Origin of the sequence: Streptomyces sp. NBC_00078 (assembly GCF_026343335.1) — a bacterium.
Lineage (GTDB): Bacteria > Actinomycetota > Actinomycetes > Streptomycetales > Streptomycetaceae > Streptomyces.
Genome location: NZ_JAPELX010000001.1, coordinates 1028466 through 1055187, shown reverse-complemented (window position 1 = coordinate 1055187; position 26722 = coordinate 1028466). Strand labels below are relative to the sequence as shown.

General features: G+C 69.1%; 28 protein-coding genes and 2 pseudogenes. 15 read left to right on the top strand and 15 right to left on the bottom strand.

What is annotated here, in order from left to right:
- Window positions 1-325: 325 nt before the first annotated feature.
- From OOK07_RS04885 to OOK07_RS04875, 3 genes and pseudogenes are all read left to right on the top strand, one after another.
- Window positions 326-1387, top strand: coding sequence for a sugar ABC transporter substrate-binding protein (locus OOK07_RS04885; protein ID WP_266795176.1), 1062 nt, complete (start codon window positions 326-328; stop codon window positions 1385-1387).
- A pseudogene (locus tag OOK07_RS04880) lies at window positions 1384-1679 on the top strand (aldo/keto reductase); the annotation flags it as partial. The gene OOK07_RS04885 and the pseudogene OOK07_RS04880, both read left to right, overlap by 4 nt.
- Window positions 1670-2392, top strand: a complete 723-nt coding sequence (locus OOK07_RS04875; RefSeq protein ID WP_266677281.1) for a FadR/GntR family transcriptional regulator — start codon at window positions 1670-1672, stop codon at window positions 2390-2392. The pseudogene OOK07_RS04880 and the gene OOK07_RS04875, both read left to right, overlap by 10 nt.
- 45 nt (window positions 2393-2437) lie before the next feature.
- On the opposite strand, the gene OOK07_RS04870 is transcribed toward OOK07_RS04875, so the two are convergent.
- Entirely contained in the window at window positions 2438-3526 is a 1089-nt protein-coding gene (locus OOK07_RS04870; RefSeq protein WP_266801893.1) for a DUF4986 domain-containing protein, read from the bottom strand.
- 136 nt (window positions 3527-3662) lie between these two features.
- On the opposite strand from OOK07_RS04870, the gene OOK07_RS04865 reads away from it, so the two are divergent.
- The 3 genes from OOK07_RS04865 (at window position 3663) to OOK07_RS04855 (ending at window position 6695) form a co-directional block, all read left to right on the top strand.
- The gene (locus OOK07_RS04865; RefSeq protein WP_266795174.1) at window positions 3663-4913 is read left to right on the top strand and encodes a glycoside hydrolase family 27 protein; all 1251 of its coding nucleotides are present in this window, start codon (window positions 3663-3665) and stop codon (window positions 4911-4913) included.
- A gap of 296 nt (window positions 4914-5209) precedes the next feature.
- A complete protein-coding gene (gene trpC, locus OOK07_RS04860) occupies window positions 5210-5995 on the top strand; it encodes an indole-3-glycerol phosphate synthase TrpC (protein WP_266795173.1) in 786 nt (261 codons plus the stop codon).
- 136 nt (window positions 5996-6131) lie between these two features.
- Window positions 6132-6695 carry an MBL fold metallo-hydrolase gene (locus tag OOK07_RS04855; protein ID WP_266795171.1) on the top strand — a complete coding sequence of 188 codons (564 nt, stop codon included), beginning with the start codon at window positions 6132-6134 and terminating at the stop codon, window positions 6693-6695.
- A 473-nt stretch (window positions 6696-7168) separates the two neighbouring features.
- Here the strand turns inward: OOK07_RS04855 and OOK07_RS04850 are convergent.
- Window positions 7169-7727, bottom strand: a pseudogene (locus OOK07_RS04850) (helix-turn-helix domain-containing protein); the annotation flags it as partial.
- 426 nt (window positions 7728-8153) lie between these two features.
- On the opposite strand from OOK07_RS04850, the gene OOK07_RS04845 reads away from it, so the two are divergent.
- Window positions 8154-8951 carry a FadR/GntR family transcriptional regulator gene (locus tag OOK07_RS04845; protein WP_406311233.1) on the top strand — a complete coding sequence of 266 codons (798 nt, stop codon included), beginning with the start codon at window positions 8154-8156 and terminating at the stop codon, window positions 8949-8951.
- 165 nt (window positions 8952-9116) lie between these two features.
- Window positions 9117-9941, top strand: coding sequence for a maleylpyruvate isomerase family mycothiol-dependent enzyme (locus OOK07_RS04840; RefSeq protein WP_266795169.1), 825 nt, complete (start codon window positions 9117-9119; stop codon window positions 9939-9941).
- 80 nt (window positions 9942-10021) lie between these two features.
- On the opposite strand, the gene OOK07_RS04835 is transcribed toward OOK07_RS04840, so the two are convergent.
- The 4 genes from OOK07_RS04835 to OOK07_RS04820 all read right to left on the bottom strand — a co-directional run bounded on the left by OOK07_RS04835 (window position 10022) and on the right by OOK07_RS04820 (window position 12542).
- Complete coding sequence (locus OOK07_RS04835; RefSeq protein ID WP_266795168.1) at window positions 10022-10456, bottom strand: hypothetical protein; 435 nt, start codon at window positions 10454-10456, stop codon at window positions 10022-10024.
- A gap of 4 nt (window positions 10457-10460) precedes the next feature.
- The gene (locus tag OOK07_RS04830; RefSeq protein WP_266795166.1) at window positions 10461-11354 is read right to left on the bottom strand and encodes a patatin-like phospholipase family protein; all 894 of its coding nucleotides are present in this window, start codon (window positions 11352-11354) and stop codon (window positions 10461-10463) included.
- A 123-nt stretch (window positions 11355-11477) separates the two neighbouring features.
- Complete coding sequence (locus OOK07_RS04825; protein WP_266677263.1) at window positions 11478-12038, bottom strand: DUF5134 domain-containing protein; 561 nt, start codon at window positions 12036-12038, stop codon at window positions 11478-11480.
- 60 nt (window positions 12039-12098) lie between these two features.
- A complete protein-coding gene (locus OOK07_RS04820) occupies window positions 12099-12542 on the bottom strand; it encodes a cupin domain-containing protein (RefSeq protein WP_266677261.1) in 444 nt (147 codons plus the stop codon).
- A gap of 312 nt (window positions 12543-12854) precedes the next feature.
- Here OOK07_RS04820 and OOK07_RS04815 point away from each other — a divergent pair, with 312 nt between their 5' ends.
- From OOK07_RS04815 to OOK07_RS04805, 3 genes are all read left to right on the top strand, one after another.
- Window positions 12855-14555: an L-aspartate oxidase gene (locus OOK07_RS04815; protein WP_266683336.1), complete on the top strand. Its 1701-nt coding sequence runs from the start codon at window positions 12855-12857 to the stop codon at window positions 14553-14555.
- Between the two features lie 74 nt (window positions 14556-14629).
- Window positions 14630-15376: an SDR family oxidoreductase gene (locus tag OOK07_RS04810; protein ID WP_266795163.1), complete on the top strand. Its 747-nt coding sequence runs from the start codon at window positions 14630-14632 to the stop codon at window positions 15374-15376.
- A 113-nt stretch (window positions 15377-15489) separates the two neighbouring features.
- Window positions 15490-15663, top strand: coding sequence for a hypothetical protein (locus tag OOK07_RS04805; RefSeq protein WP_266677257.1), 174 nt, complete (start codon window positions 15490-15492; stop codon window positions 15661-15663).
- A gap of 126 nt (window positions 15664-15789) precedes the next feature.
- Here the strand turns inward: OOK07_RS04805 and OOK07_RS04800 are convergent, their stop codons facing one another.
- A complete protein-coding gene (locus OOK07_RS04800) occupies window positions 15790-16455 on the bottom strand; it encodes a sigma-70 family RNA polymerase sigma factor (protein ID WP_266677255.1) in 666 nt (221 codons plus the stop codon).
- Window positions 16456-16769: 314 nt separating this feature from the next.
- Here OOK07_RS04800 and OOK07_RS04795 point away from each other — a divergent pair, with 314 nt between their 5' ends.
- Entirely contained in the window at window positions 16770-19541 is a 2772-nt protein-coding gene (locus OOK07_RS04795) for a helix-turn-helix transcriptional regulator (protein WP_266795161.1), read from the top strand.
- A gap of 9 nt (window positions 19542-19550) precedes the next feature.
- Here OOK07_RS04795 and qcrB read toward each other — a convergent pair whose 3' ends face one another.
- Window positions 19551-21116, bottom strand: a complete 1566-nt coding sequence (gene qcrB, locus OOK07_RS04790; RefSeq protein ID WP_266795159.1) for a cytochrome bc1 complex cytochrome b subunit — start codon at window positions 21114-21116, stop codon at window positions 19551-19553.
- Complete coding sequence (locus OOK07_RS04785) at window positions 21113-21442, bottom strand: WhiB family transcriptional regulator (protein ID WP_405672961.1); 330 nt, start codon at window positions 21440-21442, stop codon at window positions 21113-21115. Before OOK07_RS04785 ends, qcrB begins: the two co-directional genes overlap by 4 nt.
- 107 nt (window positions 21443-21549) lie before the next feature.
- Here OOK07_RS04785 and OOK07_RS04780 point away from each other — a divergent pair, with 107 nt between their 5' ends.
- The gene (locus OOK07_RS04780) at window positions 21550-22401 is read left to right on the top strand and encodes a sigma-70 family RNA polymerase sigma factor family protein (protein WP_266795158.1); all 852 of its coding nucleotides are present in this window, start codon (window positions 21550-21552) and stop codon (window positions 22399-22401) included.
- Here OOK07_RS04780 and OOK07_RS43615 read toward each other — a convergent pair.
- The gene (locus tag OOK07_RS43615) at window positions 22358-22762 is read right to left on the bottom strand and encodes a sigma factor (RefSeq protein ID WP_524540310.1); all 405 of its coding nucleotides are present in this window, start codon (window positions 22760-22762) and stop codon (window positions 22358-22360) included. The genes OOK07_RS04780 and OOK07_RS43615 overlap by 44 nt on opposite strands.
- Window positions 22763-22796: 34 nt before the next feature.
- On the opposite strand from OOK07_RS43615, the gene OOK07_RS04770 reads away from it, so the two are divergent.
- Entirely contained in the window at window positions 22797-23279 is a 483-nt protein-coding gene (locus OOK07_RS04770; protein ID WP_266795156.1) for a hypothetical protein, read from the top strand.
- On the opposite strand, the gene OOK07_RS04765 is transcribed toward OOK07_RS04770, so the two are convergent.
- The 3 genes from OOK07_RS04765 to OOK07_RS04755 form a co-directional block, all read right to left on the bottom strand.
- Window positions 23263-23604: a hypothetical protein gene (locus OOK07_RS04765; RefSeq protein WP_266677243.1), complete on the bottom strand. Its 342-nt coding sequence runs from the start codon at window positions 23602-23604 to the stop codon at window positions 23263-23265. The genes OOK07_RS04770 and OOK07_RS04765 overlap by 17 nt on opposite strands.
- A gap of 35 nt (window positions 23605-23639) precedes the next feature.
- On the bottom strand, window positions 23640-24995 hold the full coding sequence (locus OOK07_RS04760; protein ID WP_266795153.1) for an NAD(P)/FAD-dependent oxidoreductase: 1356 nt from the start codon (window positions 24993-24995) through the stop codon (window positions 23640-23642).
- 71 nt (window positions 24996-25066) lie between these two features.
- Window positions 25067-25309 carry a hypothetical protein gene (locus OOK07_RS04755; RefSeq protein WP_266795152.1) on the bottom strand — a complete coding sequence of 81 codons (243 nt, stop codon included), beginning with the start codon at window positions 25307-25309 and terminating at the stop codon, window positions 25067-25069.
- 19 nt (window positions 25310-25328) lie between these two features.
- Between OOK07_RS04755 and OOK07_RS04750 the strand changes: the two genes are divergently transcribed.
- Window positions 25329-25502, top strand: coding sequence for a hypothetical protein (locus OOK07_RS04750; RefSeq protein WP_266795150.1), 174 nt, complete (start codon window positions 25329-25331; stop codon window positions 25500-25502).
- A 20-nt stretch (window positions 25503-25522) separates the two neighbouring features.
- On the opposite strand, the gene OOK07_RS04745 is transcribed toward OOK07_RS04750, so the two are convergent.
- Complete coding sequence (locus OOK07_RS04745) at window positions 25523-25750, bottom strand: AAA family ATPase (RefSeq protein ID WP_266795149.1); 228 nt, start codon at window positions 25748-25750, stop codon at window positions 25523-25525.
- 53 nt (window positions 25751-25803) lie between these two features.
- The gene (locus OOK07_RS04740) at window positions 25804-26226 is read right to left on the bottom strand and encodes a cupin domain-containing protein (protein ID WP_405673901.1); all 423 of its coding nucleotides are present in this window, start codon (window positions 26224-26226) and stop codon (window positions 25804-25806) included.
- Window positions 26227-26722: the final 496 nt, after the last annotated feature.

The following is a 26722-nucleotide window of genomic DNA, read 5'->3' as shown; positions in this document are numbered from 1 at the left end:
AAGTGGTCGCGATGGTGGGCGAGTTGCACCTTTTATTCGGATACATGACGTACTGCGGCCAGGTAAACATGGCATGTCCTGCAGCGCTTCATGATCGGCACGAATCGTCGGGCGGCAACGATTGGTGGGATGGATATTCCCTCGGGAGGCGTCACCCCTCCTCCCTGCTGCTTGCGAACTGGTCTCCTTGGCCGTGATTTGCTGCACGGGGGTGGACAGGCCGCCAAAAGCCCCTCTATAAACATCCCATCTCTGCTGCGCGGCGATGTACGGATGTCGTCGAAGCGAAAATCTCCCGTTATGGGACCGGCGCGAGGATGCACCGATGAGACTCAGAACCGCCCTCTACACCACCGCCTCCGCCCTGTCCGCACTGGCGCTGCTCAGCGCCTGCAGCAGCGGCTCCACCACGTCGGCGTCGGGTGACACGCCGCTGGTCGGTGTCGACTACCCGCGCTCCGACACCGACTTCTGGAACTCCTACATCAAGTACACGCCGCAGTACGCCAAGAAGCTCGGCCTCTCGCTGAAGACCACCAACTCGCAGAACGACGTCGCCAAGCTCACCGCCAACGCGCAGACGTTCATCAGCCAGGGCGTCAAGGGCCTCGCGATGGCCCCGCAGGACACCGCCGCCATCGCGCCGACGCTGGCGCAGCTGGAGGCGAAGAAGATCCCGGTCGTCACCGTGGACACGCGCCCCGACAGCGGCAAGGTGTTCATGGTGGTGCGCGCCGACAACCGCGCCTACGGCGAGAAGGCGTGCCAGTTCCTGGGCACCAAGCTCGCCGGCAAGGGCAAGGTCGTGATGCTGGAGGGCGGTCTGGACTCCATCAACGGCCGTGACCGCACGGAGGCGTTCAACGCCTGCATGAAGAAGAGTTACCCCGGCATCAAGGTGTTCGGAGAGGCCACCAACTGGGACGGTGCCGTCGCCGCGCAGAAGCTGCAGACCGACCTGACCGCCCACCCGGACATCAAGGGCGTCTACATGCAGTCCAGCTTCGGACTGTCCGGCACGCTCCAGGTCCTCAAGCAGAAGGGCCTGTTGGTCGACCCGAAGGACAAGAAGCACGTCTTCGTCGTCTCCAACGACGGCATCCCCGAGGAGCTGAAGTCCATCGCCGCCGGGAAGATCGACGCCACCGTCTCCCAGCCGGCCGACCTCTACGCCAAGTACGCCCTGTACTACCTCAAGGCCGCGATCGACGGGAAGACGTTCAAGGCCGGCAAGACCGACCACGACAGCACCATCATCCAGGTCCGTCCCGGCCTGCTGGAGGACCAGCTCTCCGCGCCGCTGGTCACCGCCGACGGCGCCACCTACGGCGGCGTGCCCAGCGTCAAGAGCGACGACAAGTCACTGTGGGGCAACAACCTCGGCTGAAGTACGACTGCCAGGACGCGTCACCGGAACCCGTCGCACAGGCCCTGGCGATCGCCCAGAATGCGAAGCACACGGCACCACCCTGCCCGCCGCCCTCGCCTTGCCGGCCACCCGCCCCAGTATCATCAACGTCACCCTCGGCATGCGGACCCCGGAACAGGTCGGACGAAACGTGGAACTCCATGGCCAGCACATCCCCGACGGCCTCTGGGACGATCTCCGAGCTCAGGGCCTGATCAGGTCATGCGTGCTCACGGGGCACGGTGGGGGGAGGGATGAACGGTGTCTCTGACGGACAAGGCCATCGAGCAGATCCGTGAGCTGATCCGGACCGGCGCCCTGCCTCCGGGTTCGAAGCTCCCGGCGGAGCCGGAGCTGGCCGCGCAGCTGGGGCTGTCCCGCAACCTCGCCCGGGAAGCTGTCAAGGCGTTGGCCGTCGCGCGGGTCCTGGAGGTCCGGCGGGGTGACGGCACGTATGTGACCAGCCTCCAGCCGAGCCTGCTGCTGGAGGGGCTCGGTGGGGCGGTGGAACTGCTGCAGGGCGACTCGGTCGCCCTGCAGGACCTCATGGAGGTACGGCGGCTCCTCGAACCGATCGCCACGGCCCTCGCCGCCACCCGGATCTCCGACGCCCAGCTGGCGGAGGTGAAGCGGCACCTGGACGCCATGCGCGAGGCCCGCGACGACATCGGGGAGCTCAACGCGCACGACGCCGCCTTCCACCGCGCTGTCGTCGCGGCCACGGGCAACGAAACCCTCCTCACCCTTCTCGAAGGGATCTCCGGCCGCACCCTGCGCGCCCGCATCTGGCGCGGTCTGGTCGACGACAAGGCCGCGGGCCGTACCCTCGCCGAGCACGAGGCGATCTTCAACGCCCTGTCCACCCGTGACGCAGCCCTCAGCCAGGCCGCCGCACTGCTGCACGTGAGCAACACCGAGCGGTGGCTGAGGGAACACCTGCGCTCCGGCGAACCCCTGCCCTTGGGAACCACAGTCCCGAGGTGACGGAGGCCGCCGAGCACGTGCACCCGCCCACGACCGGCGGTCGCATCAGCGGACCAGGCGTACCTCGCGCAGCCGGATGGTGGTGCCGGAGCCGGCCGCTTCGAAACGAATCTCGGCCGTACCGGCACGACGGTTCGCGTCCAGCGGGAGTACCTGGGAGATCGCCTGCTCCTTGCCCTCGGGACCCGACGACGGGGTGAGCGTGCCCAGCAGGTGTCCGTCCACCAGCACGGTGGTCGGCCCTGCACCTTCGCCTGCGAGGTGGATCACTTGAAGGCCCGTCGCGGTGCCGTCCGGGTCCGTCAGGCGGTAGGACCACCATCCGTCGGCGGCTCGCCACCTCAGCCCGTCGGTGAGGCCCGACCATGTGCCCTGCCCCACGAACCGGTGGTCGCTTTCGGGTTGTTGCTCGCCGGCGGCGACGGCGTCAACGGTTCGGTCGCGCAGGGTGAGCGCCGCCGCGTCGGCCGCGCGCAGCTCGGCCCGCCGCTCGGGAAGCCGCTCCGGTTCCGCCAGGGGGAAGTACAGGGTGTAGCGGGAGTCGTGGATGCCGGCGAACGGGACGAGTACGACGGACTCACCGGGCTTCGCGTCCACGTGATCCAGGACGAACATCAGCTGATCCGGGGCGAGTTGACGTAGGTCGACTGCCGGATCGTAGGTGCTCGGGGTGAGCACGACGGGCAGGTGCTCCAGCGGGCGCAACGGACCGTCGGCGACATGTCCCATCCGGGAGTCGTCGGCGAAGATTCCGACCAGCTCGTTCCGGTCGCCCTCGGCCGCGAGGACGGTGGGCCCGTAGCGGAACGACACCCACGGCGAGCCGTCGGGAAGCAACTCGGCGCTGATACGCGGGCGAAGGCCCACCGTGATGGTGTCCCGCTCACGCCACGCCCGCTTCAGACGCACGTATGTCAGAGGCTGTCCGCCTGCCCCGCGGCGCGTCGTGAGCGGGCCGGGTCCATCCTCGGGCGGTGCACCGTTGATACGGACCTGTGGCGTCCCTTCGTGCCAGCTGGGGACGCGTAGGTGGATCGCCACAGGGGTGGCGGGAGCCTCGCGTAGGACGAGTTCGATCTCGTTGTCGTAGGGAGCCGTCCCGGTCTGCTCCAGCACCAGCTTCTGTTCGGGCAGGCTGAGGCGACCTCCCGCCCTGCTCCTTCACCGTTCTGCGCACGCGCACCGAAAGCGTCGCGCGTGCCCGCACCGAAAGCGACCAGCGATGACCCGACAGCCACGCCCTGTCCCCCCGCACCACGCACGTCCGCCGATGGGATGGAACAGCTGGGACTGCTACGGCACCACCGTCACCGAGGACGAGGTGCTCGCCAACGCGGAGTTCATGCGCGCCCACCTGCTCGCGCACGGCTGGGACACCGTCGTGGTGGACATCCAGTGGTACGAGCCGACGGCCCGCTCCCACGGCTACAACCCGGACGCGCCCCTGGTCCTGGACGCGTACGGCCGCCAACTCCCGGCCCCGAACCGATTCCCCTCCGCCGCACAGGAAGCGGGCTTCGGACCCCTGGCCGGACGGGTGCACGACCTCGGTCTGCGCTTCGGCCTGCACATCATGCGGGGCATCCCGCGCCGTGCCGTCGCCGCCCGGCTGCCCGTCGCGGGAACCGGCTTCACGGCCGACGAGATCGCCGACACCAACTCGGTCTGCCCCTGGAACCCCGACAACTACGGCCTCAACCACGACCACCCCGGCGCCCAGGCGTACTACGACTCCCAGGTCGCCCAGTTCGCCGAGTGGGGCGTCGACTTCGTCAAGGCCGACGACATGCTCTTCCCGTACCACGAGCGGGAGATAGCCGCCTACGCCCGGGCCATCGAGCGCAGCGGGCGTCCGATCGAGCTGAGCCTCTCGCCCGGCACCGACGTCTCGCTGGCCCGTCTCGGCCATCTGCGGCAACACGCCACCATGTGGCGGGTCTGCGACGACCTGTGGGACCGGTGGGAGGACGTCGAAGCCCAGTTCGCCCGCATGGCCCGCTGGGCTCCCTGGCAGAGCGAGCGCGGCTGGGCGGACGCCGACATGCTTCCGCTCGGGCATATCGGCATCCGTGCCGAGCGCGGCGAGGACCGGCTGTGCTCCCTCACCCCCGCTGAACAGACCAGCTTGCTCACCCTGTGGCTGATCTCTCGTTCCCCGCTGATGATGGGTGGCGACCTGCCCACCAGCCCGCCGGAAACCATAGACCTCCTCACCAACGACGAGGCACTGGACGTTCTCTGGCACAGCAGGGACAACCGGGAGGTCCTGCGCGAGCGGGACCTCGTCCTGTGGACGGCCGGGGACGTGGACGGCCGCACCCGTTACGCCGCGGTGTTCTCCCTGGCCGACACCCCGAGCCAGGTGGCCGTACCCCTCGGGTCCATCGGCGCGGGCACCGGCGACCAGGTGCGGGAGGTGTGGACGCGCAGCGACATCCCGCACGACGGACGTGACCTGCGTCTCGAACTGCCCGCTCACGGGGCGGCCCTGGTGCGCCTGACGTCCGGCCCACCCGCCTGAGCGGGGCCGTGGCCCTCAAGCAGGTGCAAGAGCCGGGCACGGCGGGTGCGGCCCTCGGCCGTGCCCGCCTCATACGGAGCGTCGAGCGCCTCTACCCGGCTGGCCGTCCAAGATCACGACACACTTCACGGACCATCCGCCAGAAGTTCAGCTTCCGCGCCCCGTGGCCGGCGGGTTCGCACGTCATGATCGATCCGAATAACCTTCTTCGAGCACCACTTGGACGTGGGTGATGCACGGCCTCACTCAAGGCGGGGGACGTCCGCAGCTGCAGACGATTCGACAGGGAGACGACGATGAGCGTGCTTGATGGGATCCTTGAGGGAGTACGCGAGGACTTGGAAGAGCGTAAGAGTGCGACGCCGTTGGCGGAGCTGCGCTCACGGGTCGCCGACGCGGCACCCGCGCTTGACCCGCTGCCCGGTTTCCGCGCGCCCGGGGTGTCCATCATCGCCGAGGTGAAGCGAAAGAGCCCCAGCAAGGGCGCGCTGGCGGACATTCCCGACCCTGCGTCCCTCGCGGCCCAGTACGCGGCCGGCGGTGCCGCCGCGATCAGCGTGCTCACCGAGAGCAGGCGGTTCGGCGGCTCCCTCGCCGATCTGGACGCCGTACGCGCCCGGGTCGACGTGCCCGTCCTGCGCAAGGATTTCATCGTCGACCCCTATCAGCTGTGGGAAGCTCGCGCGCACGGCGCCGATCTCGCGCTTCTCATGGTCGTCTCGCTGGACGACGGTCAGCTGGCCGACTTGACGGGGCTGTGCAAGCAGTTGGGTCTCACGCCGCTCGTGGAGGCGCACACGGCCGACGAAGTGCGGCGCGCTGTCGCCGCGGGAGCTGAGCTGGTCGGCATCAACGCGCGGGACCTGACAACGCTGGACGTGGATCGCAAAGTGTTCGCCGACCTCGTGACGGACATCCCCGAAGGCACGGTCAGGGTCGCGGAATCGGGAGTGACAGGCCCCAAGGACGTAGCGGAGTACCGCGGTTGGGGAGCCGACGTGGTCCTGGTCGGCGAGGCGCTGGTCCGCTCGGGAGACCCGCGCACTGCCGTGCGCGAGTTCATCGAGGCAGCCGGGGCGTAGCGGGGCGTGTGGCTCGGTCAGCGGCACGCTTGGAAACGCCGGCCGGGCCACCGGACTGATCCGGTTCCGGTTCCGGCTGCGCTGGAGGCCGGGTCACCCTCAGCCGTTCGCCCACACCGTACGCGAGGAGCCCCTCATGACCGCTGCCTTCCACGTCCTGACGACCGGTTACGCCGACGAGCGGGTGGCCGGCACCGTCACCCTGCTCGTCGACGGCCAGACGGTCGCGATCGCCGATCCCGGCATGGTCGCGGACCGCCGGCTCATCCTGGACCCGCTCGCGCACCACGGACTGAACCCCGAACACGTCACCGACGTGATCTTCAGCCACCACCACCCTGACCACACGCTGAACGCGGCCCTGTTCCAACAGGCCCGTTTCCACGACCACATGGCGATCTACCAGAACGACGTCTGGGAGGACCGCGACGCCGACGGATACGAGTTGTCGCCGTCGATCACGCTCGTGACGACCCCCGGCCACACCGCCGAGGACGTCAGCACCCTGGTCACGGCCGCTGAGGGCCTGGTGGTTCTGACCCACCTGTGGTGGACCTCCGAGGGACCCGCCGACGACCCCTTCGCGCCCGACCGCGAGCAACTGCGGGCGGCAAGGGAGAAGGTCCTGGCCCTCGGCCCGGCGCTGATCGTGCCGGGACACGGGGCACCCTTCGTACCATCGGCGTCGACGCCCCTCTAGCTGGCTCATACCTCGTCGCCCAGCAACGGACCGCCGGCCGCACCACGGTACGAACCCTCGCCGAGGCCGACTGGCCGCCGTTCCAACGCCACTGCGCCGCACTTCGGCCACATCTACCGCGCCGACACCAGCCTTTCGAACTTCCCGAACGGCTTAGGGAACGCGCAGTTGGTGATGTCGGGCAGCAAGAACAAACTGTTCGAGGCGGCACGTGGGACGAACCCTTCCGTGCCGATTGATTTTCGTGATCGAACCGGGGTGCCGATCAACGCCGTGCACGGAAAAGTAGGCCTCGCCAGCCCGGACCAACCGGCGTCGACCACGCTGGGCGGCCCGGTGAGCGGCACCTGGCGCCCGACGGCGGCACGCTTCCCCCGTGTGCCGGCCGTCGGGCCCGAGGCCTCCGGCCGCACGCCCCCCTGTGCCGCCGGAGGCCCCTTACCCATGTCCTGGACTCCGTCGCCGAATCGTCCCGTCGTCGCGGGTCTCGGGCCCGGAGTGAGGATCCGCAGCACGGCCGGGGACGCCTGTCGGGCGAGTTCCTCACGCAGCCGCGGCACCAGCCCCGCGCGCAACAGCGAGGACTTGCCGCTCCCCGAGGGCCCGAACAGCACCGCGAACCGGTGCTCGCACACCAGTTTTCCCAGGTCGGCAAGCATCCGGTCCCGGCCGAAGAACAGGTGCCGGTCGCCCGGCTCGAACCGGGCGAGACCGCGGTATGGCGCCTGACCCGTCTCCCGGGGTTCGTCCTGCGTCCGGTCGGCCTCGGCCTCCGCCCGGGCCTCCTCCCAACGCGCCCGCCAGATGGCCGGGTCGCCTCCGCACGCACGCACGTACGCCTCGACGGCGGCGAGCGCGGGCAGCCGTTCCCCGGCCGCGGCCTGTGACAGCGTTGTCGCACCGCAGCCGGCCGCCTTCGCCATCGCCCGGTAGGAGGGGGCTGCCCGCGGCACCGCGTAGCTGCCGCAACTCGTGTGCGAACCGCTCGACGGGCCCGGCCGAAGGGTCCACTGGTCTCTCGGGGCGGCCCATGTGCTCGTTCCTTCGTACATCCGGCTAAACCGACATGGGCTGACAACAGCCGCCATGACCGTACGAGGCATGTCATGACAACCGCGTTAATCACGGGTGACGGTGCGATGGCACCGATCAGCCACGCCGTCGTCACTGGTCCCAAGGTGATGAAAAAGATTGACGGCGGAGCAGAACTCCTTCGAATGAGTCGTACTCATTTCGGTCCCTGGATTCACTGGGCAGCCCCCGGCAAGGGGTCGCGTGATGCCAGGTGGGGGCTCTAAAATACGCAAAGTGCTTACGATCCGTGGCTCTTGGGTCACCCGTCTCATGATGGGGGTCTGCGTCCCAAGATGAGTACGACTAATCGACGGTTGGGATACGATTGAGCGTGGCTCCACAGCGATCAGCCGCCCCAGTTGCGTCAGCCAGGAGGCAGGACAGATGAACGAAACGCCCGCGGCCCAGGGGGACTTGCCGACGCAGGAACCTCCCGTTGCGACCGCAGCGGTGAACGGCATGGGCGCGCGGAGTGAATACCGGCCCGGCTACGAGGTAGTGGCGGAGCGGATCCTGGAGTTCATCGCCGAGGCCCGCCTGGTGGCAGGTGATCGACTGCCCACGGAGAACGACCTGGCCCAGAGGCTGGACACCAGCAGGGCGGTGGTGCGGGAAGCCGTGAAGATCCTTTCGGCGCTCGGCCGGGTCCGGGCGCACAAGGGGCGCGGGCTGTTCGTCGCGGACGACGAGGGCATGCTCATCACCAGCCGCTGGGGCGGTTTCTTCCGCCCCGTCGACCTCGATCACGTGCTCATGCTGTTCGAGTTCCGCCGGGTCCAGGAAACGGCCGCGAGCAGCCTGGCCGCCACCCGTGCCACCCCCGCCGAGCTGCGGACCATCGAGGTGGCCATGCAGCAGTGCCGGCACGGCTTCGTCCACGGCCAGGTCGACGAGTTCAACCAGGCGGACGAGGACTTCCACATGTCCGTGGCCGCGGCCTCGCACAACACCTTCCTCGTCAGCTCCGTGCGTGACGCACGACGACTGCAGCGGCAGTCCAGCGCGATAGGGATCCACGACACACTCGGCGAAGGCACCGAGTCCGCAGTCGTGGAGCACGAGGTGATCTACCGGGCCATTCGCGACGGCCGGCCCGACGAGGCGGCCGAGGCTACGGCGGCACATCTCGACAGGACGCTCGAGGACTACCGGAGGGAGATCCAGCGACGCCTGTTCGGATAGCGGTCACGGTCGGAGTTCCCGGCACCAGGTCGGTGAGCACGTTCTCCCGACGGTCTCGGTTCTCGAAGTGCCCGCCGGTCCAGGACCCTTGCCCCGGACCGGCGGGTCTGGTTTTGTACCGCGCTACAGGTGCGTGATCACGCAGACATGAGGAGAACGAGCGGGGTGGAGCGGGGAACGCAGACGGGCACCAGGGACTCCCTGCCGGAAGGGCTCGGTCAGGCGATACGGGAGACCGCCAGTGCCGTCGCCGCGCTCCTGGACGACGCGCCGGACATGACCGTTCCGGTACCGGGGTTGGAGTGGACCGTCGGCGAGACGGCCGCCCACCTGGTACTGGCCAACGGCCTGATGGCCGATCTCGCGTCCGGCCGGGAACGCCTCTACGGGGACGGCACGCCGCAGAGCCTCGCGGCGGCCAATGCACAGAGTCTCATCGACTTTCCGGAGCGCGGTGCGGAACCGCTGGCCGCGATGATCGTGGAGCAGACCGACGTGTTCCTGGACGCGGTGGACCGAGCCGTGGCGGACGGGACCGCGGGTCGGACGCTCCTGACCCCGCTCGGTCCCATGGACCAGGACGTTCTCGCCTCGTACCTGCTGACCCACATGCTGGGCCACGGTTACGATCTCGCCCGCGGGCTGCGCCGCCCGCACATGATCAACGAGATGCGGGTCGGATTGTGCCTGCCGTTCCTGAAGACAGCGATGCCGCGCATCGCCGCCGCCTCCGCGCCGACGGCCCGTTACACCTTGCGCATCCGGGGCGGCGCGGCGTTCGGCGTCACCTTCACCGACGGCACGGTCGAGGTGCTTCCTGACCCGCCGGAACGTTCGGACTGCACCATCCTCACCGAACCGGTCGCGTTTCTTCTCATCGCGCTGGGACGTCGGGGCCCGTGGCAGGCCCTGGCACGCGGAAATGTGCTCGCCTGGGGCCGCAAACCCTGGCTCGCCCCCCGCTTCCCCACCCTGTTCAACGCACCCTGACCATGGCGTTCCTCGATTGGCCCGACTCCGCGAGCCGTCATGGCGGCGGGCCGAACGCCCTCGCCGCAGCACCGCCCGCCTCATGGCAGCGGGTTGCCCTGCGCGAGGGTGGAGCCGTGGTGGGCGCGGATGACCGCGATCACCGTTTCGGCGGTGCGGGCAAGGTGGCTGCGGCCGTCGGGCAGTTGAGCCGTTGGGCTGATGTAGCTCTGCGGACCGAAGTGAGTGGCCGGGTCGAGTCGATGCACGGTGATCTTCCCCGCGCGAACGGCCTGGTTCCATGCGCTACGACGCAAGAGCCGCCAGCGCTGAGGGAAGATCCAGGTGCCGATCTGCTCAATTCGGTCGTTCGCGCTGGTGAGTTGATGCAGGTGCTCGGCATGGGTGAGGTCGTTGGCTCCGTTGTGGAACCCACCGAGTGTGATCAGCAGGAGCGGGCAGCGCAGCTGCGTGTACAGTTCGTCGACCGCGCCCGTGGCGACCTGGGCGCCGCCGCTGTAGCTGAGCAGCACCACCGGCCTACCGCTGCCGGGCTGGTACCCGGCGAGCCGGAGCTGGAGGGCGATCTGAGAGCCGACGGCCCGGTTGTACAGGGGCCGGTAACGATGGTCGGCTGCTACGAAGGTCTGCACGACGTTGTGCAGGAACAGCAGCAGCCCGATGTGACGGCGCAGCCACGCCCACACCGGCCGGTCGTACGACGGTCGGGATGTGCCGGGACACCTCGCGCAGATCGCGCTCGATCTGGTGGTGCAGCATCAGCAGCCCGGCCCTGGCGGCGATCGCGCCGGCACGTCGGCGCGGAATGGTGGGGCGCAACGGCGAGCTCTCCGGCCCGGTTGCCACCACCACGCCGGCCGCCCCGGCCTGCAGGGCCGCCGGCACCGGGACATAGGCGATCAGCCCGCCGTCGACGAGCGTGCGGCCCGCGCGGACCACCGGGGGCAGCATCCCCGGGATGGCGGCGCTGGCCAGCAGCGCGGACACGAGGTCTCCCCGGTCGAGCAGCACCGGAGCACCGGTGACCAGGTCCGTGGCCACCGCGGTGAACGGGACCGCCAGCTCCTCGATCCGCGACGGCAGCCCGGCCCGGGCGATCAGCCGCCGCAGGCCGCGATCGGTGAAGACGCTGCTCCGTGAGGACAGGTTGCCGAGCGGATACACGTCACGGCGCCGCAGTTGGGTCCACACGTGGTCCAGCCACGGCGCGGCCCTGCGGGGGTGGGCGGCCGCGATGGCCCCGTTGAGGGCACCCACCGAAGTCCCGATGATCAGGTCCGGGACGAATCCGTGGCGTTCCAGCGCGTACCCGGCACCGATGTGCGCCGCTCCGAGCACGCCACCGGCGCCCACCACCACGGCCACGGGACGCGGAAGGCTGCCCAGACCCGCCGTTGTGGGATTTCCCCTCATGATCCACCTTTTCGCCATGGGGCCGGAATCGGACCGGTCTCCCACTAGGACCGGGCTGCCACACGATGTGTGACACCGTTGGGCACCGACTTTCAGGACGACACGGTTGCCCGGCGTCGCATGTCAGTGGTGCATGAGCAGCATGAGGGCCGTGCCCATGGCCGTCGATCCCTGCCAGAAGCGGTCGCAGGGTCCGCCGAGGTCCGTGGACATGCCCACGCTGCCCGGAGTCCCGCGCAGCGTGGGCATGTCCTGGGTCAGCGACCGGAGAGCGTAGGCCAGCAGACACAGCGTCAGCACACCGGTGACCAGGTCGCCGGTGTGGGCGTCCGTGACGCTGCCGTGCCGCACCGGCATCCACGCCATGGCGGCCATGCCGACCGCCTGCGGCGACCTGCGCACGAGGCCGGCCAACCTGGAGCCACGGACGCCGAGAACCGCGGTCAGCGGGAACCACAAGGCCGCTGCGGCGAAGAAGAAGGTCGTCCGCCCCGGCGCCGGCCCTTCGCCGATGCGGTGCCACGGCATCACCGCCATGGCCGCCGCCATGACGATGTGCAGGAGACCGTCGCCTCGGCCGCGCCATCCGGCGCCTCGTGTCAGCGCGGCCTGCCGCAGCGCGTGAACGGTCGCGGCGGCGAACAGCGCTGTCAACATGCCGTGCACGACATCATTGGCGCTCATGCCTCACCGTGCCCTCCCACGGAGCGGACGGGCTGCCTTCGCAGTGGCCCTGTACGGCGGTCAGCCGGTGGGCCGTGGGGCGCGGAGGTGGGCCCGCTGGGCCAGTTCCTCCTCGTCGACCAGTTCGAGCATGGGCTTGCCCGGCGCGCACAGCATCGTCACGACGAACCGGGTGCACGCGTCGGGCAGCGCGTTGCCGTCCTGGTAGTGGATCGGGTCGCCGCCCGGCTCCCAGAACGTCCCGCCCGCCTCGATCACGCGCTCGGGCTCGCCTTCCATCTCGAAACGGACGGCGCCCTCCAGGACGTAGCCGAACGCCGGTCCCGAGTGGCGGTGCGGCGGGGATCCCGGGTCTCCCGGCTCCCACTCGACGAAGATGGTCATCGCCGAGGCGCCCTCGGGGACGGTGAGCGGAGCGGTGTCCTGCAGCATCTTCGCCGCCGTCTTCCATCCCTCCGACCGGGTCTGCACTCCGGTGCCCTGCGCTGAGTCCTTGTCCGACATGTGTCGGCCTCCCTCGGATTCACACCCGGCCATGGCTGCCATGACCGTGTTCAGTGATGACCGGGCTGCGGTCGAATCTGTGACACTCGCGGCCACATCAGTGTCACAACATGGGTGCGAGTCCTGTCCTGTCCTAGGTGTTGTAGGACCGGCATCGCCGCCACCTCACGAACCCGACAGCGGGTCGCCGACCCCTCGACGCGAAGGGGCCCGGGAGAGGTGTCACAGATCGCGGGACTGTCCGGTCGTACTGGATGAAGACCTCAGTGATCGGAGAAGACCGTGGCTGTCACCGAACAACGCCTTTCCACCATGGTGCTGGTGATCGGCACCGGCGGAGCCGGCCTGCGCGCGGCGATCGAACTGGCCGAGGCCGGCATCGACGTCCTGGCGGTCGGCAAGCGTCCCAAGGAGGACGCCCATACGGCACTTGCGGCCGGCGGCATCAACGCTGCGCTGGCCACCATGGACCCGGAGGACAGCTGGCAGCAGCATGCTGCCGACACCCTGAAGGAGAGCTACCTCCTGGCCGATCCGCGCACCGTGGAGATCGTCACGCAGGGCGCCGCCCGTGGCATCGACGACCTGGAGCGCTTCGGGATGGCCTTTGCCAGGGAGGAGGACGGCCGGATCTCGCAGCGCTTCTTCGGCGCGCACAAGTTCCGGCGGACCGCCTTCGCGGGCGACTACACCGGCCTGGAGATCCAGCGCACGCTGATCAGGCGCGCGGAACAGCTCGACATTCCGGTACTGGAGGGCGTGTACATCACCCGGCTCCTGGTGCACGACGGAGCGGTGTTCGGCGCGTACGGCTTCGACCTCACCAGCGGCAGGCGCTACCTCATCCACGCCGACGCGGTCATTCTCGCTGCGGGCGGCCACACCCGCATCTGGCGGCGCACCTCCTCGCGGCGCGACGAGAACACCGGCGACTCCTTCCGGCTGGCCGTCGAGGCCGGTGCCCGGCTGCGGGACGCCGAGCTGGTGCAGTTCCACCCGTCCGGGATCATCGAGCCGGAGAACGCGGCCGGCACCCTGGTCAGCGAGGCCGCCCGGGGCGAGGGCGGCATCCTGCGCAACGCCCTCGGGGAACGCTTCATGGCCCGCTACGACCCCGAGCGCATGGAGTTGTCCACCCGCGACCGCGTGGCCCTGGCCGCCTACACGGAGATCAAAGAGGGCCGCGGCACCCCCAAGGGCGGTGTGTGGCTCGACGTCTCGCACCTGCCCCGCCAGACGATCATGACGCGACTGCCCCGCGTCTACCAGACCCTGCTGGACCTGCAGATGCTGGACATCACCCGGGAGCCGATCGAGATCGCGCCCACTGCCCACTACTCGATGGGCGGCGTGTGGGTGCGTCCCGAGGACCACAGCACCGATGTGCGCGGCCTGTACGCCATCGGTGAGGCGTCCAGCGGGCTGCACGGCGCCAACCGCCTCGGTGGGAACAGCCTCATCGAACTGCTCGTCTTCGGCCGCCTCACCGGACAGGCCGCAGCCGCCTATTCGGAATCCCTGACCTCACAGCCGAGGTCGGCGTCGGCCATCGCGGAGGCCCGCGCCGAGATGGACGATCTCCTCGCCGCCGACGGGCCGGAGAACGTCCGCGCCCTCCAGCGCGCCATCCGCAACACCATGACCGAGCACGCCGGAGTCGTACGCGACGAAGACGGCCTGCGCGCCGGGCTGGCAGAGCTCGCGTTGATCGAGAAGAGGATGGACGACGTCGGCATCCACCCGGACATCGCCGGCTACCAGGACCTCGCGCACGCCTTCGATCTGAAATCCGCCGCACTCGCGGCCCGCGCCACCCTCGAATCGGCAATGGAGCGCCGCGAGACACGTGGCTGCCACAACCGCAGCGACTACCCCGACATGGATCCCGCTCTGCGGGTGAATCTCGTGTGGTCCCCGTCGACGGGCATCACCCACGAGAGCATTCCGGCCGTATCCAGCGAGATTTCCTCCCTGATGGAGGAAGTGTCGACCACGGGAAAACTCGTCGAATAGAAGGTGTCACAAACAGAACCGATGCCTGGTCTCTACTGATACAGGCATCAGGTAAACCCGAAAGGAATTCCGTCATGAAGGTAGTAGTGATCGGTGGAACCGGGCTCATCGGCTCGAAGGTGGTCACCGGGCTCGGCGAGCACGGGCACGAGGCGGTCCCGGCGTCGCCCAACACCGGCGTCAACACGCTGACCGGCGAGGGGCTGGCCGAGGTCCTGCAGGGCGCGCAGGTCGTGGTCGACGTGTCGAACTCGCCCTCGTTCGAGGACGAGGCGGTCATGGAGTTCTTCCGCACCTCGACGACCAACCTGCTGAAGGCGGAGACGCAGGCCGGCGTGGCGCATCACGTGGCGCTGTCCGTGGTCGGCACCGACCGCCTGCAGGGCAGCGGATACTTCCGCGCCAAGCAGGTCCAGGAAGACCTGATCAAAGGGTCCGGCAACCCCTACTCCATCGTCCACGCCACCCAGTTCTTCGAGTTCGCGAAGGGACTCGCCGACGGGGTCACCGAGGGTGACACCGTGCATCTGCCCGACGCCAAGATCCAGCCCATCGTCTCCGACGACGTGGCCGCGGCCGTCGCCCGCACCGCGGTCGGCGCACCTGTGGGCGGCGTGGTGGAGGTCGGCGGCCCCGAGGTGTTCCAGCTGGAGGAGTTCATCCGCATGGGGCTGACCGCCCTGAACGACCCGCGCAAGATCGTCACGGACCCGCAGGCGACGTACTGGGGCGCCCCACTGAAAGACGACACCCTTCTGCCCGGCCCGGACGCTCACCGAGCCGAGACGAAGTTCGCCGACTGGCTCGCACAGCGGAAGTAATTCATCGGGGTGGCCCTCACCGAAAGGAGAGGGCCACTCGTGCCCTTGACGACGGGCCGGTTTCATTCCAGCAGGGAAATGGCTCGCATTCCTCGTAAAGTCATGGAGACGCGATGTCCCTAATCGATGAGGACCGCGTCGACCTCGCTGCCACCTTCGTATCGCTGACCGCCGAAGCCACCGAACTTCGTACCCGGGTCACGGAACTGCGCCAGGAACTCGCAGAACTCGGCGAGCGCATGAACGTCATCTCAACCGCAATGAACCGGCATGCCGCCAGCCGCTGATCTCCTCGGCCGGGCCGCGCCGTCGCCCTGTCGAAGAGGGCGCCGGGGGCGCCCGGCGAGATGCGGCACGTCGTCGTCGACGCGATCCTGGTCCGTCAGCCCCGCCGACGCCTGCCGCAGCGGTCATCACCGGCCACTCGCATCGGTGGACAGCACCCTTTCCAGGTGCCCGAGGTCACCGCTCTGGGCTGCCGAGAAGAGCGCCTGAACGAGACGCCGGTGCGCGACGGAGTCGACCGGTTGCGTGCGGTGGTCCCCGGTGAGACGCCGCTGGGCGCGGACGACCTGCTGCCTCGTGTTGACGACGCTGAGGCGCAAGATCTCAGCGATCCGGTCGTACGGGTAGCCGAACCCCTCCCTGAGGACGTACGCGGCACGTTGCCTCGGAGTCAGGGTCTCCATCAGCAGGAGAACCGCTCGCTCCATGGCGTCCTGACGCTCGGCCACCGCTTCGGGACCCGCGTGGTGGTCCATCGGCTCCGGCAGCGAGGGGCCGGCACAGGACTCCCGGCGCTTCCAGGCGGACTGGACGACGTTGATGGCCAGCCGGACGGTGGTCGTCCTGAGCAGTGCCGACGGGTTGGTGACAGCCGTGCGGTCGGCCCCCTGCCACCGCAGCCACGTCTCCTGGATGACGTCCTCTGCGTCGTGCGCGTTCCCGACGATTTGCCTGGCGAGGGTGAGCAGCCCGGGCCTGGCCCGCACGAACACCCAGGTCGCGTCGTCCAGCGCGATGACGGACGCGCCCGTCGTCCCCCGGCTCTGCCAGCTCTCGGTCAGATGTGTGTCCACGTCCGGCTCCTCTGCTCAGTGGGTCAGCAGCTCGAAGGGCAGCCGGCATCAATGTCGCTCCTGAGGGCAGCCGGGCGCGCCCTTGGAAGGCCGTAGGGGACTGCGTGGTCGTGCCGTGGCAGGTCCGTGGCCGACCTGTCCGGACCGTCGTTCCGGAGGGCACTCAAGCCACCACGTTCACCCAAAGTGGGAAGTTCTCCGCTTTCGCAGCCGTTTACGATGGGCGCGGCTCGCCTCGGCCGCACCACGGCTGCAGTGATCCGCCGATGCACCGGCCGACGCGCCGCCGGGAGGATCTGACCTGGGAGACTGCCATGACCAGCCGCGGTTCCGGAGCCGGACTCCTTGACAGGCGGGACGAGCGGCGGGCCCTCGACGACCTGCTGGCGGGCGCCAGGGACGGGCGCAGCGGGGTCCTGGTCCTGCGAGGTGAGGCGGGGATCGGGAAGACCGAGCTGCTGAAGTACTTGCAGGGGCGCGCCAGCGGATTCCGTACGGTCAGCGCTGTCGGAGTGCAGTCCGAGATGGAGCTTTCCTACGCCGGCCTGCACCAGCTCTGCGCGCCACTGCTCTCGGGACTCGACAACCTGCCGGAGCCTCAACGCGACGCTTTGCGCACGGCGTTCGGCATGCACGGCGGCGCCGCGCCCGACCGGTTCCTGGTGGGTCTGGCCACGCTGAGCCTTCTCTCGGAGGCCGGGGCGAGCGAGCCGCTGGTCTGCGTCGTCGACGACGCGCAGTGGCTGGACAGGGTCTCGGCACAGACCTTGGAGTTCGTCGCCCGCAGACTGCTCGCGGAATCGGTCGTGCTCGCCGTCGCCGTGCGCGAGCCGACCACCGGTGAGATGTTCACCGGCCTCCCCGAACTACCCGTGACCGGGCTGTTCGAGAACGACTCCCGAAAACTCCTCGCCTCGGTCGTCACCGGCCCGCTCGACCGCAGAGTGCGTGACCGCATCGTCGCGGAGACCCGCGGCAATCCACTTGCCCTGCTCGAACTGCCGCACGCGCTCACCACGTTGGACCCCGCCGGCGAATCCGGGCGCCCCGGCGTGGGGCCCGTGTCCAACCGGTTGGAGCAGGACTTCCTCCGCCGCGTCCAGGCGCTGCCCGCCGAGACGCAACGCCTGCTGTTCGTCGCCGCCGCCGAGCCCGTCGGCGATGTGACGCTGCTCAGGCGGGCGGCCGAGCGGCTGGGAATCGCCGTGGACGCGGCCGCGACGGATGCCGAGGCGTCGGGACTGATCACCCTCGGTGCCTGGGCGCGCTTCCGCCACCCGCTGGTGCGTTCGGCGGCCTATCGCGCGGCAGGCCCGGACGACCTGCGCGAGGTGCACAGAGCTCTGGCGGACGAGACCGACCCCCGGCTCGATCCGGACCGTCGGGCGTGGCACAAGGCGCGTGCGACGGTGAGACCCGACGAGGCGGTGGCCGCCGAGCTGGAGCGTTCGGCGGACCGTGCGCAGGCACGTGGCGGAGTCGCCGCGGCGGCGGCCTTCCTCGACCGGGCCGCACAGCTGACGCCCGACCCCAGGCGCCGTGGAGCCAGGGCGCTGGCGGCTGCACACGCCAAATACCAGGCCGGCGCGTTCGACGCCGCGCGGGAACTGGCGGGCGCGGCCGAGCTGGGTCCCCTCGACGGCCTCGGAGCCGCACGGTCGACGCTGCTGCGCGGTCGGATCATGACCGCCTCCAGCAGCGCCGGTGCCGGCCTGCCGCTGCTGCTCGAAGCGGCCAGACGACTGGAGCCGCTCGATGCCGGGCTCGCCCGTGAGACGTACCGGGACGCGATCTACGCGGCCCTCACCGCCGGCCGGCTGCCACAGGGCGAGGGGATCGTCGAAGTGGCCCAGGCCATTCTCGCGACGCCCAGGCCCGCCGAGCCGACACGCGACGATCTCCTTCTGGACGGCCAGGCACTGCTGACCACCGAGGGTCACGCCGCGGGGACGCCGATGCTGCTCCAGGCTCTGGCCGCGTTCCGCGCCGACGGGATCTCGCCGAAAGAAGGGCTCGGTTGGCTCCCTCTCGCATGCCGCCTTGCCCACAGCATCTGGGACTTCGAGAGCTGGTCCGTGCTCTCGGCGCGACTGGTCGACCTCGCACGGGAGACGGGAGCCCTGTCGGTGCTGCCGTCCGCGCTCCTGCTTCGTCTGTCGAACCGGGTCTTCGCCGGTGATCTCGCCGGTGCCGGCTCTCTGGTCGCGGAGGCGACGACGATCGGAGAGGTGACCGGCAGCAGTTTCTTCGCCCACTACAGCGCGCTGGTCGTCGAGCCCTGGAAGGGCGGGGAGGCCGCGACCCGGCAGGCGATCGCAGCGGTCACCCACGATGTCCTCCTGCGCGGGGAAGGCAAGGTGGAGACAGCCACGCAGTGGGCTGCGGCAGTGCTCTACAACGGCCTCGGCAGGTACGCGGAGGCGTATACGGCCGCTCTGCGGGGTTGCGAGAATCCGCAGGAACTCGGTCTCTCCCTCCAGTCCACGGTTGAGCTGGTCGAGGCTTCCGTACGACTGGGCAGACCCATGGACGCGGCCGCGGCGGTGCGCAGAATCGTCGACATGGCGCAGGCCGGCGGTACCGAGTGGGCTCTCGGCACCTCGGCCGGAGTCCGTGCTCAGGTGAGTGAGGGGCAGGTCGCCGATGTCCTGTACCGCGAGGCGATCGAGCGGCTCGGTGGAGCGGGCGTACGGATGGACCTCGCTCGGACCCACCTGCTGTACGGGGAATGGCTGCGCCGCGAGAACCGCCGAGCCGACGCCCGGGCTCAACTGGGCATCGCGCACGACATGCTCAGTCACATCGGAGCCGGGGCCTTCGCCGAGCGGGCGCGCCGCGAACTCCAGGCGACGGGAGCGAGGGTCCGCAAGCATCCCGCCGCGGCACACGTAGCTCTCACCCCTCAGGAGGAGCAGATCGCCCGCCTGGTCCGGGACGGTCTCACGAATTCCGAGGTCGGCGCCCAGCTGTTCATCAGCCCCCACACGGTGGAATGGCATCTGCGCAAGGTGTTCTCGAAGCTCGGCATCACCTCCCGCAAGGAGATCCGCACCATACGGCTCGCAGGCGAGGCGGCGTCCGCCTAGGCTGTAGTACTAGGCATGGTCGTCGGTGCGACCCTTGTGCAGCGCCTGGTATTCCTGCACGGTCGGCTTGGTGATCTGCGCGCCTTCTCCGTAAAGGATCTCGCTGATCCGTGAACGCAGTTGCTGTGAAAGGCGGACACCGGGACCGATCGGCCTGTACTGCTCGTGCTGGGTGAGCACGTGGAGTTGTGCTTGGCGTAGCGACTCGTGCACCTCGATGAATTCTCCGTCGGGCATGCGCTTGATGATGCCGGTCTCACGTCCGTGCAGCACTTTGTCGCGGTCGCTGCGTTGAAGGCCGAGTGCCATTCGTTTGGTCAGAACATAGGCTGCGAAAGGCACCACGAAGAGACCGATGCGGACCGCCCACGTCACGGACTCGACCGGAACATGGAAACGGATCGCGATGATGTCGTTCGCGGCCCCGATCAGGGAAACCAGATAGAAGCTGAGCCATGCGACGCCGAGTGCCGTTCGCACGGGACGGTTACGTGGCCGGTCCAGAAGGTTGTGCTCGCGGGCGTCACGGGTCGCCCACGACTCGATGAACGGATACGCGCCCAGGGCGAGGAAAAGGCCAACCCCCACCGACAACGGAATCAGGTTGTCGAGCGCCAGGGTATGACCCCGGAAGCTGACTTCCCAGCCCGGTGTCACCCGAAGCAGTCCGTCCGCCACGCCCATGTACCAGTCGGGCTGCGACCCGGCGGAAACCTGGTCGGCACGGTAAGGCCCGTACTGCCAGACGGGGTTGATCTGGGCGACCGAGGCCATGACGAATATGGCACCGCTCACCAGCAGGAAATACCCCCAGGACTTGACGACGCGTACCTTGGCCGGCACGCCCACGACATTGCTGTTGGTGCGTCCGCGGCCCGGGTACTGGGTGTGTCCGTGGTACAGCATCAGGGCCAGATGGGCGGTCAGCAGTCCCACCATGAGGCCGGGTATGACCAGCACATGGATGGTGTTGAAGCGCGCCACCAGCTCGCTGCCGGGGAACTCGCCTCCGAACAGGAACATCGACAGGTACGTTCCGACGATCGGAATGGACAGGATCGTTCCGTTCACCACGGCGAGGCCGGTACCGGAAAGCAGGTCGTCCGGGAGGTCGTATCCCGTCAGCCCGGCGAACATGGCGAGGACCAGCAGCAGGAATCCGATCAGCCAGTTGAGTTCGCGCGGTTTGCGGAAGGCGCCCGTGAAGAACACCCGCATCATGTGGGCAAGTATGGAGGCGACGAAGACCAACGCCGCCCAGTGATGGGCTTGCCGGATCAGCAGACCGCCGCGGACGTCGAAGGATATGTGCATGGTCGAGTCGAAAGCCTCCGACACCATCTGACCGTGTAGAGGTGCGTAACTCCCGTTGTACTGCACCTCCTTCATCGACGGGTGGAAGTAGAAGGTCAGGTACACGCCCGTGACGATGAGAACGACGAGACTGTAGAGACAGATTTCCCCCAGCATGAAGGTCCAGTGGTCCGGAAACGCCCGTCGCGCTCTTCCTCTGACCATTCGGCCGACGCCCAATCGCCCATCGGCCCATTCGGCGACTCTTCCCCCCTTGTTCATTGCACTGCCGCCCGGGTCTTGATTCCTCGTATCACTCGGCGCTCGGTTTCCGTTGTGCCGCCCCAGATACCGTCCACGACTCCCACCCGCAAGGCCCAGTCGAGGCACTGTTCTGCGACGGGACAACCGCCGCAAACGGCCTTCGCCTCGTCGATCTGCCGAAGGGTGGGACCGCTGTTGGATATAGGGAAGAAAAGCTCGGGATCTACGCGCAGGCAAGCTGCCCGTTCACGCCATTCCACGGCATGGTCACCTCGTTCAGCAGTCAAGGGAAGAGAAGTGCGGTGTTGTCCATTAAGACCGGGCAGCCGCCGCAGGTGTGACATGCGGCCGCGACGAGCCCGTGTCACACCGTCGGGGAGTAACCGGTCTTACGGGTTGAGCCGACGCCCTGCCGCGTGCGGGGCAGCGCGAGCGAGAGCGAGGATGCCCTGTGAACCGGAGCGATGCGGTGCCGATCGACGAGCTGTGGGAGGAGCGCCGGTTCCTGCTCGATGTCGCCCACTGGATGCTGGGCGACGCCGGCGCGGCGGAAAGCGTCGTCGACGAGGCGTACCACCGGTGGTACGGGCTGTCCGACGCGGCACGCCGGCAGGTGACCGTCCCCCGGTCCTGGCTGGCGAAGACCGTGGGCGGGATCTGCCTGGACAGCCTCGCCCAGCCCGGCCGGGGCGCGGCCGGCCACGAGGAAGGGCACGGGGCACAGCCGTCGGAGGTGGAGGAGGAGGCCGGCCGGGTCGTGCTGAACGCGCTGGAGTCGCTGTCGACCGCCGAGCGCGCGGCGTTCGTGTTCCGTGCCTTCGGGATGGCCCCGGGCACGGTCGCCGACATCGTGGGCCGTACGGAGCCGGAACTCGCCGAACTCGCCGCACGGGCCAGGCAGTGGCTGCGTCTGCGCCGCACCCGCTCCACGACACCGCAGCAGCATGACGCCGTCGCCCACGCCGTATGCAGGGCGTGCGTCACCGACGACGGAAAACTGCTCACGTCGTTGCTGTGCCCGGACGCGACGGCGTTCTTCGACGGGGGCGGCAAGGTGCGGGCGCTGACCGGACCGGTCCACGGCTGTCGGCCGGTCGCCGACAGCCTCTTGACGCTCCTGGCCCGAAGCCCGCACACCACCCTGACCACCCATTCCGTCAACGGCCGGACGGGCCTCGTCGCCCGCTACGGCCGCCAGGTCGCCGCCGTCATCAGTCTCGACGTCTCAGACGACCGTGTGGCCCAGGTCTGGGTCATGCTCAACCCCGACAAACTGCGGTCCTGGAACCACCGCCCCAAGTGAGACCAAGGGTGGCCGCGACGCGGGAACGGGAATCGAGGAAGGCGGCGATCCTGCTCGGCGTGAACACCCACAGCACCTGGTGAACGCCGTGCTTCGAGGCGGCCGCGGTCATGAAGGCGACCGCGGTCTTCGGCCGGCGCGGCCATACCTCCTGGACCACGTCCTCGGCCTCGACCGTGATCCCGACGATGCGGTAGGCGATCCCGAAGAGGCGCCCGCGGTGGTGTACGAAGACGGCGACAGCGTCCTCAAGGGACCGACCGGCACTTGGGAGAGAAATGGACGATGTGATTTCACCGACCGGCAAAATGCCACTGTCTGGGACACTGAGATGCTCTGTCTGACACTCGAAGCACTGCATATGATGTCGACAAAGGTTGAGGAGGGGAGAACCGATGGTCTCCGCGAGCCGTACGGCACACAGCATCGAGGTCACCGCCGAGGGCCTTCAGGAGGAGCTGGCCCGGCTGCAGTTCCAGAAGCAGGCGCTGGAAAGGGAGTTGGCGGCAGTCGTGGCACATCTCGGCTCGGTACAGCTGGCCCTCGGCGCCCTCGAGAGCGCGCTGGTCACGCCGGCCATCGCTCCTCGGACGGCCGAGCACACCGCGCCCGGCTCCGCACGGACCGACACCGACGGGGACAAGCAGTACGGAAAGCTCACCGAACAGATCCTGGCGTACTTCGCCACGGTCGGTGACGTCGAGGTACGGGCCCGTGACGTCGCGGCGGCGCTCGGCCGTGACGCCGACAGCGGAAGCATCAACGCGATCCGCAGCACACTCGACCGCCTCGTCGCCTCCTCCCGCGTCCAGCGCGCCGGCAGGGGCCTGTACCGCACCGGGCGTTCCCAGCCCACGGCGGTCACCGCCACGAGCTGAGGATCACCACGACGCACGCGATCATCGCCAGGGTGATCAGCGCCATCCCGGTGAGTGTTCCCCGCAGCCAATGCCGGATCCTGACATGGTGCTGCGCCTCCAGCGCGTCGGTGCGCTCGGCGATGTGATCGGTCACCATGTGGGCGACGTGTTTCTGTTCGTCGACGTACCACTGCTCGATGTCCCGCTTCTGCTCGGGGGTGAGGCCCTCCACGCGCGCGGTGAAGTCCGCGACGCGGCGGAGTGTCGCTCCCCTGTGAGCCTCCCGGTACAGGAAGCCCTCGATGTCGGGCAGGCCGCGTGCGGCCTCCTCTCGTGCGGCCACGGCGTACCCCCGATGGAAACGAGAACCCCACATGGTCATGGTGTGCTGCCTTCCTTCGCACGGCCGGCACTCGGGTTCTGCGTCCGCTCACCCGCGACGAAGGCGTCCCGCGGGTACTGGACGGAGGCGAGAGACACGAGATCCCGGCCTGTCAGGGCCGCGGTGAGCCAGACGGCCAGAACGCGGATCTTGCGTTCCCAGCTGGGCACCGCGAGCACGTGATAGCCCCGGTGCATCAGCCACGCCGGGAATCCCTTGATGACGACGCCCTTGTACTGGAAGATGCCCAGCCCCAGCCCCAGCGTCGCCACCACGCCCAGGCTGTCGTGGCGGTAGTTCCTCACTCGGCGCCCGCGCAGGTCGGCCACGAGGTTCCTGGCGAGACGTCTGCCCTGTCGCACGGCGTGCTGGGCGTTGGGCACCGTGCGCGCGCCCGGCACCGGCGAGGCCAGGTCGGGGACGGACGCGTCGTCACCGGCGGCCCACACGTCCGGTATGGGTTCGGCGTCGGTGCCCACGCGTAGATCGGCGCGGGCCAGCAGCAGGCCGCGCTCGTCGAGCGGCAGGTCCGTGTGGTTGTGCACGACCGGGTTCGCGGCGTTGCCGGCGGCCCAGACGATCAGCTCGCAGTCGTACTCCGTTCCGTCGGAGAGGACGACGTGGCCGTCCTCGGCGGACAGCAGTTGCGTGTTCAGGTGGACATGTGCGCCGCGGCGTTCCAGGTGGCGCACCACCCAGGCACCCGGCCTGTCGCTCACCTCGGGCAGGATGCGACCCCGGGCCTCGACCAGGTGGAAAAACAGGTCGTCGACGGTCAGTTCCGGATAGGACCGGAGCATCGCGGTTGCCAGCGACAGCAGTTCACCGAAGCCCTCGACACCGGAGAACCCACCTCCCACGAACGTGACGGTGAGCAGCTTTCGCCGCTCGGGGCCGGCCGGCAGCGACGCGGCCTGGTCGAACGCGGTCATCAGCCGGTCACGGATGGCCACGGCCTCTTCCACGTGCTTGAGGCCGATGGCCTGTTGCGCGAGTCCGGGAATGGGGAAGGTGCGGGTCACCGCGCCCGCTGTGACCACGAGGATGTCGTAGTGAAGCTCGTAGGCGTCGCCGCGTGCCGGGCGGACGGTCACCGTACGGTCCGCGTAGCTGATCCCGGTCACGGTGCCCGAGATCAGCCGGGTGTCGCGCAGGTGCCGCCGTAGTGACACGACGGCGTGACGTGCCTCCACAGAACCGGCCGCCACCTCGGGCAGGAAGGGCTGATAGGTCATGTACGGGCGCGGGTCGACGACCGTGACTCGCGCCTCGCCGGGACGCAGCTTCTTCTGCAGGCCCCAGGCGGTGTAGAAGCCCGCGTAGCCGCCGCCGACGATCAGAATCTCTCGCATGACTGCCTCTGCTTGTTGTCCGTCACCCTGTAGACCGCGCAGGCCGGGCCGATGTGACATGCGTCGGCGACTCAGGCCGGGGCGGTGGGCACCCGCTCGGCGTTCCCGCCGGTGTCCGTTTCACCTGCGTAGACGAACCACACCGATCCGGCGAGCCGGGTGATCCAGTCGCCGATCCGCACCCGGACGTCCTCGGCGCGCTCCTTCCGTACTTCGAGATGGGCGGGAGTCTGTGCGCCGAGGACGGGGTCGGTCCGCGACTTCGTACGGCGCCGGCCCGTCCGGCTCGGACGGCCTTTACCGAAGCGACTCACCGGGGCCGCCCAGGAGTTGGTGGAAGGCTCCGTCCATGTCCAGGTGGCACTCCCCGGTACCGGTGGGCACCACTGCGAGGGTTCGTCGAAGCCGATCCACCGGGGAACCGGCACCCCCGCCCAGCGCCACGGTCAGGGCCTCGCGGTGCACCGGGCCGAGACCGCCGTACTCGTGCGGCAGGGGTTCGAGTAGGTGGTTCAGCCCGGCGAAGCTCAGATCCGCGAGGAACCAGACCCGTCGGAGCGCAGGACCAGCGCACCGGCCGCCGTTGCTGCGGTATCCAGCAGCACGGACTTGCCGACGCCCGGCTCCCCGGACAGCACCAGCACCCCACCGCGCCCGAGCAACTGGTCGACGTACGACCGAAGCAGCTCCGGTTCCCGGTCGCGTGCTACCGGCACCTCGGTCGTGCCGCGTGGCACCGGCCCGATACCGGCCACAGTGGCCCCCTTCGAGAACTGGGGCGGCGAACTCCTCGTCTCCGGGCGGAGGTTCAGTCGGCGGAAGGCCGGGGGGCGCGCAGGTGGGACCGCTTCTCCAGATCCTCCTCGTCGACCAGCGTGAGCATCGGCCGGCCGGGCGCGCACAGCATGATGACGACGTACTTGGCCGGCGTGTCCGGCAGGGCGTTTCCGTTCTGGTAGTGGATCACGTCACCGCCCGGCTCCCAGAACGTCTCACCGGCCTTGATCACCCGCTCCGGCTCGCCTTCGAGTTCCCACCTGACGGCGCCTTCGGTGACGTAGCCGAAACACGGCCCCGAGTGCCGGTGCGGTGGCGTTCCGGGGTGTCCCGGAGGCCACTCGACCACCACGGTCATCGCCGAAGCACCCTCCGGCACGAAGGGCGGCTTGACGTCCGCCAGCATCCTGGGCCCGGTCCCGTCCTGGGCCCCGTGCTCGTCGGCCCCGCTCATTGCTTCGTTGTCCAACACCGTGTCACGCCTCCATCCGATCAAAGTTGCTTCCCTAGCAAGACAAGGCGAGGGGCGCAGGTGTGACACGCTGCGCGCCCACCGGCTGTTCCCCGGTCTGCCTTTCGCCGCGGTGATGGCGCAGCCGGTCGAGGGCCTGCTCGCACTCTTCGACGGCCGTTCGGCCGCGGCGTACGACAATTTCGCGCGCGTTCGATCCGGCCGATCCGCACTACCGCTCGGTGCCGTTGGCTGTTCGCACCGGACCTGGCGGACGCCGCAGTGGCCGCGGGGCCGTACCGCAGGCCGCTGCACAGGCCCGGCGACGGCCCGGCGACGGCCGACCATGCCCTTGCGAGACGTCGGTGACTTCATGGCCGTCCTGCGGTGATCCGTGGCCAAGCCTCCGGGCCCGCGGTGACCGACACCGTCACACAGGGCGCACGCGCCCGCTGAGTCGTTCTGCGAGCTCGCAGGCGAGCCGACTCATCACGGTCGA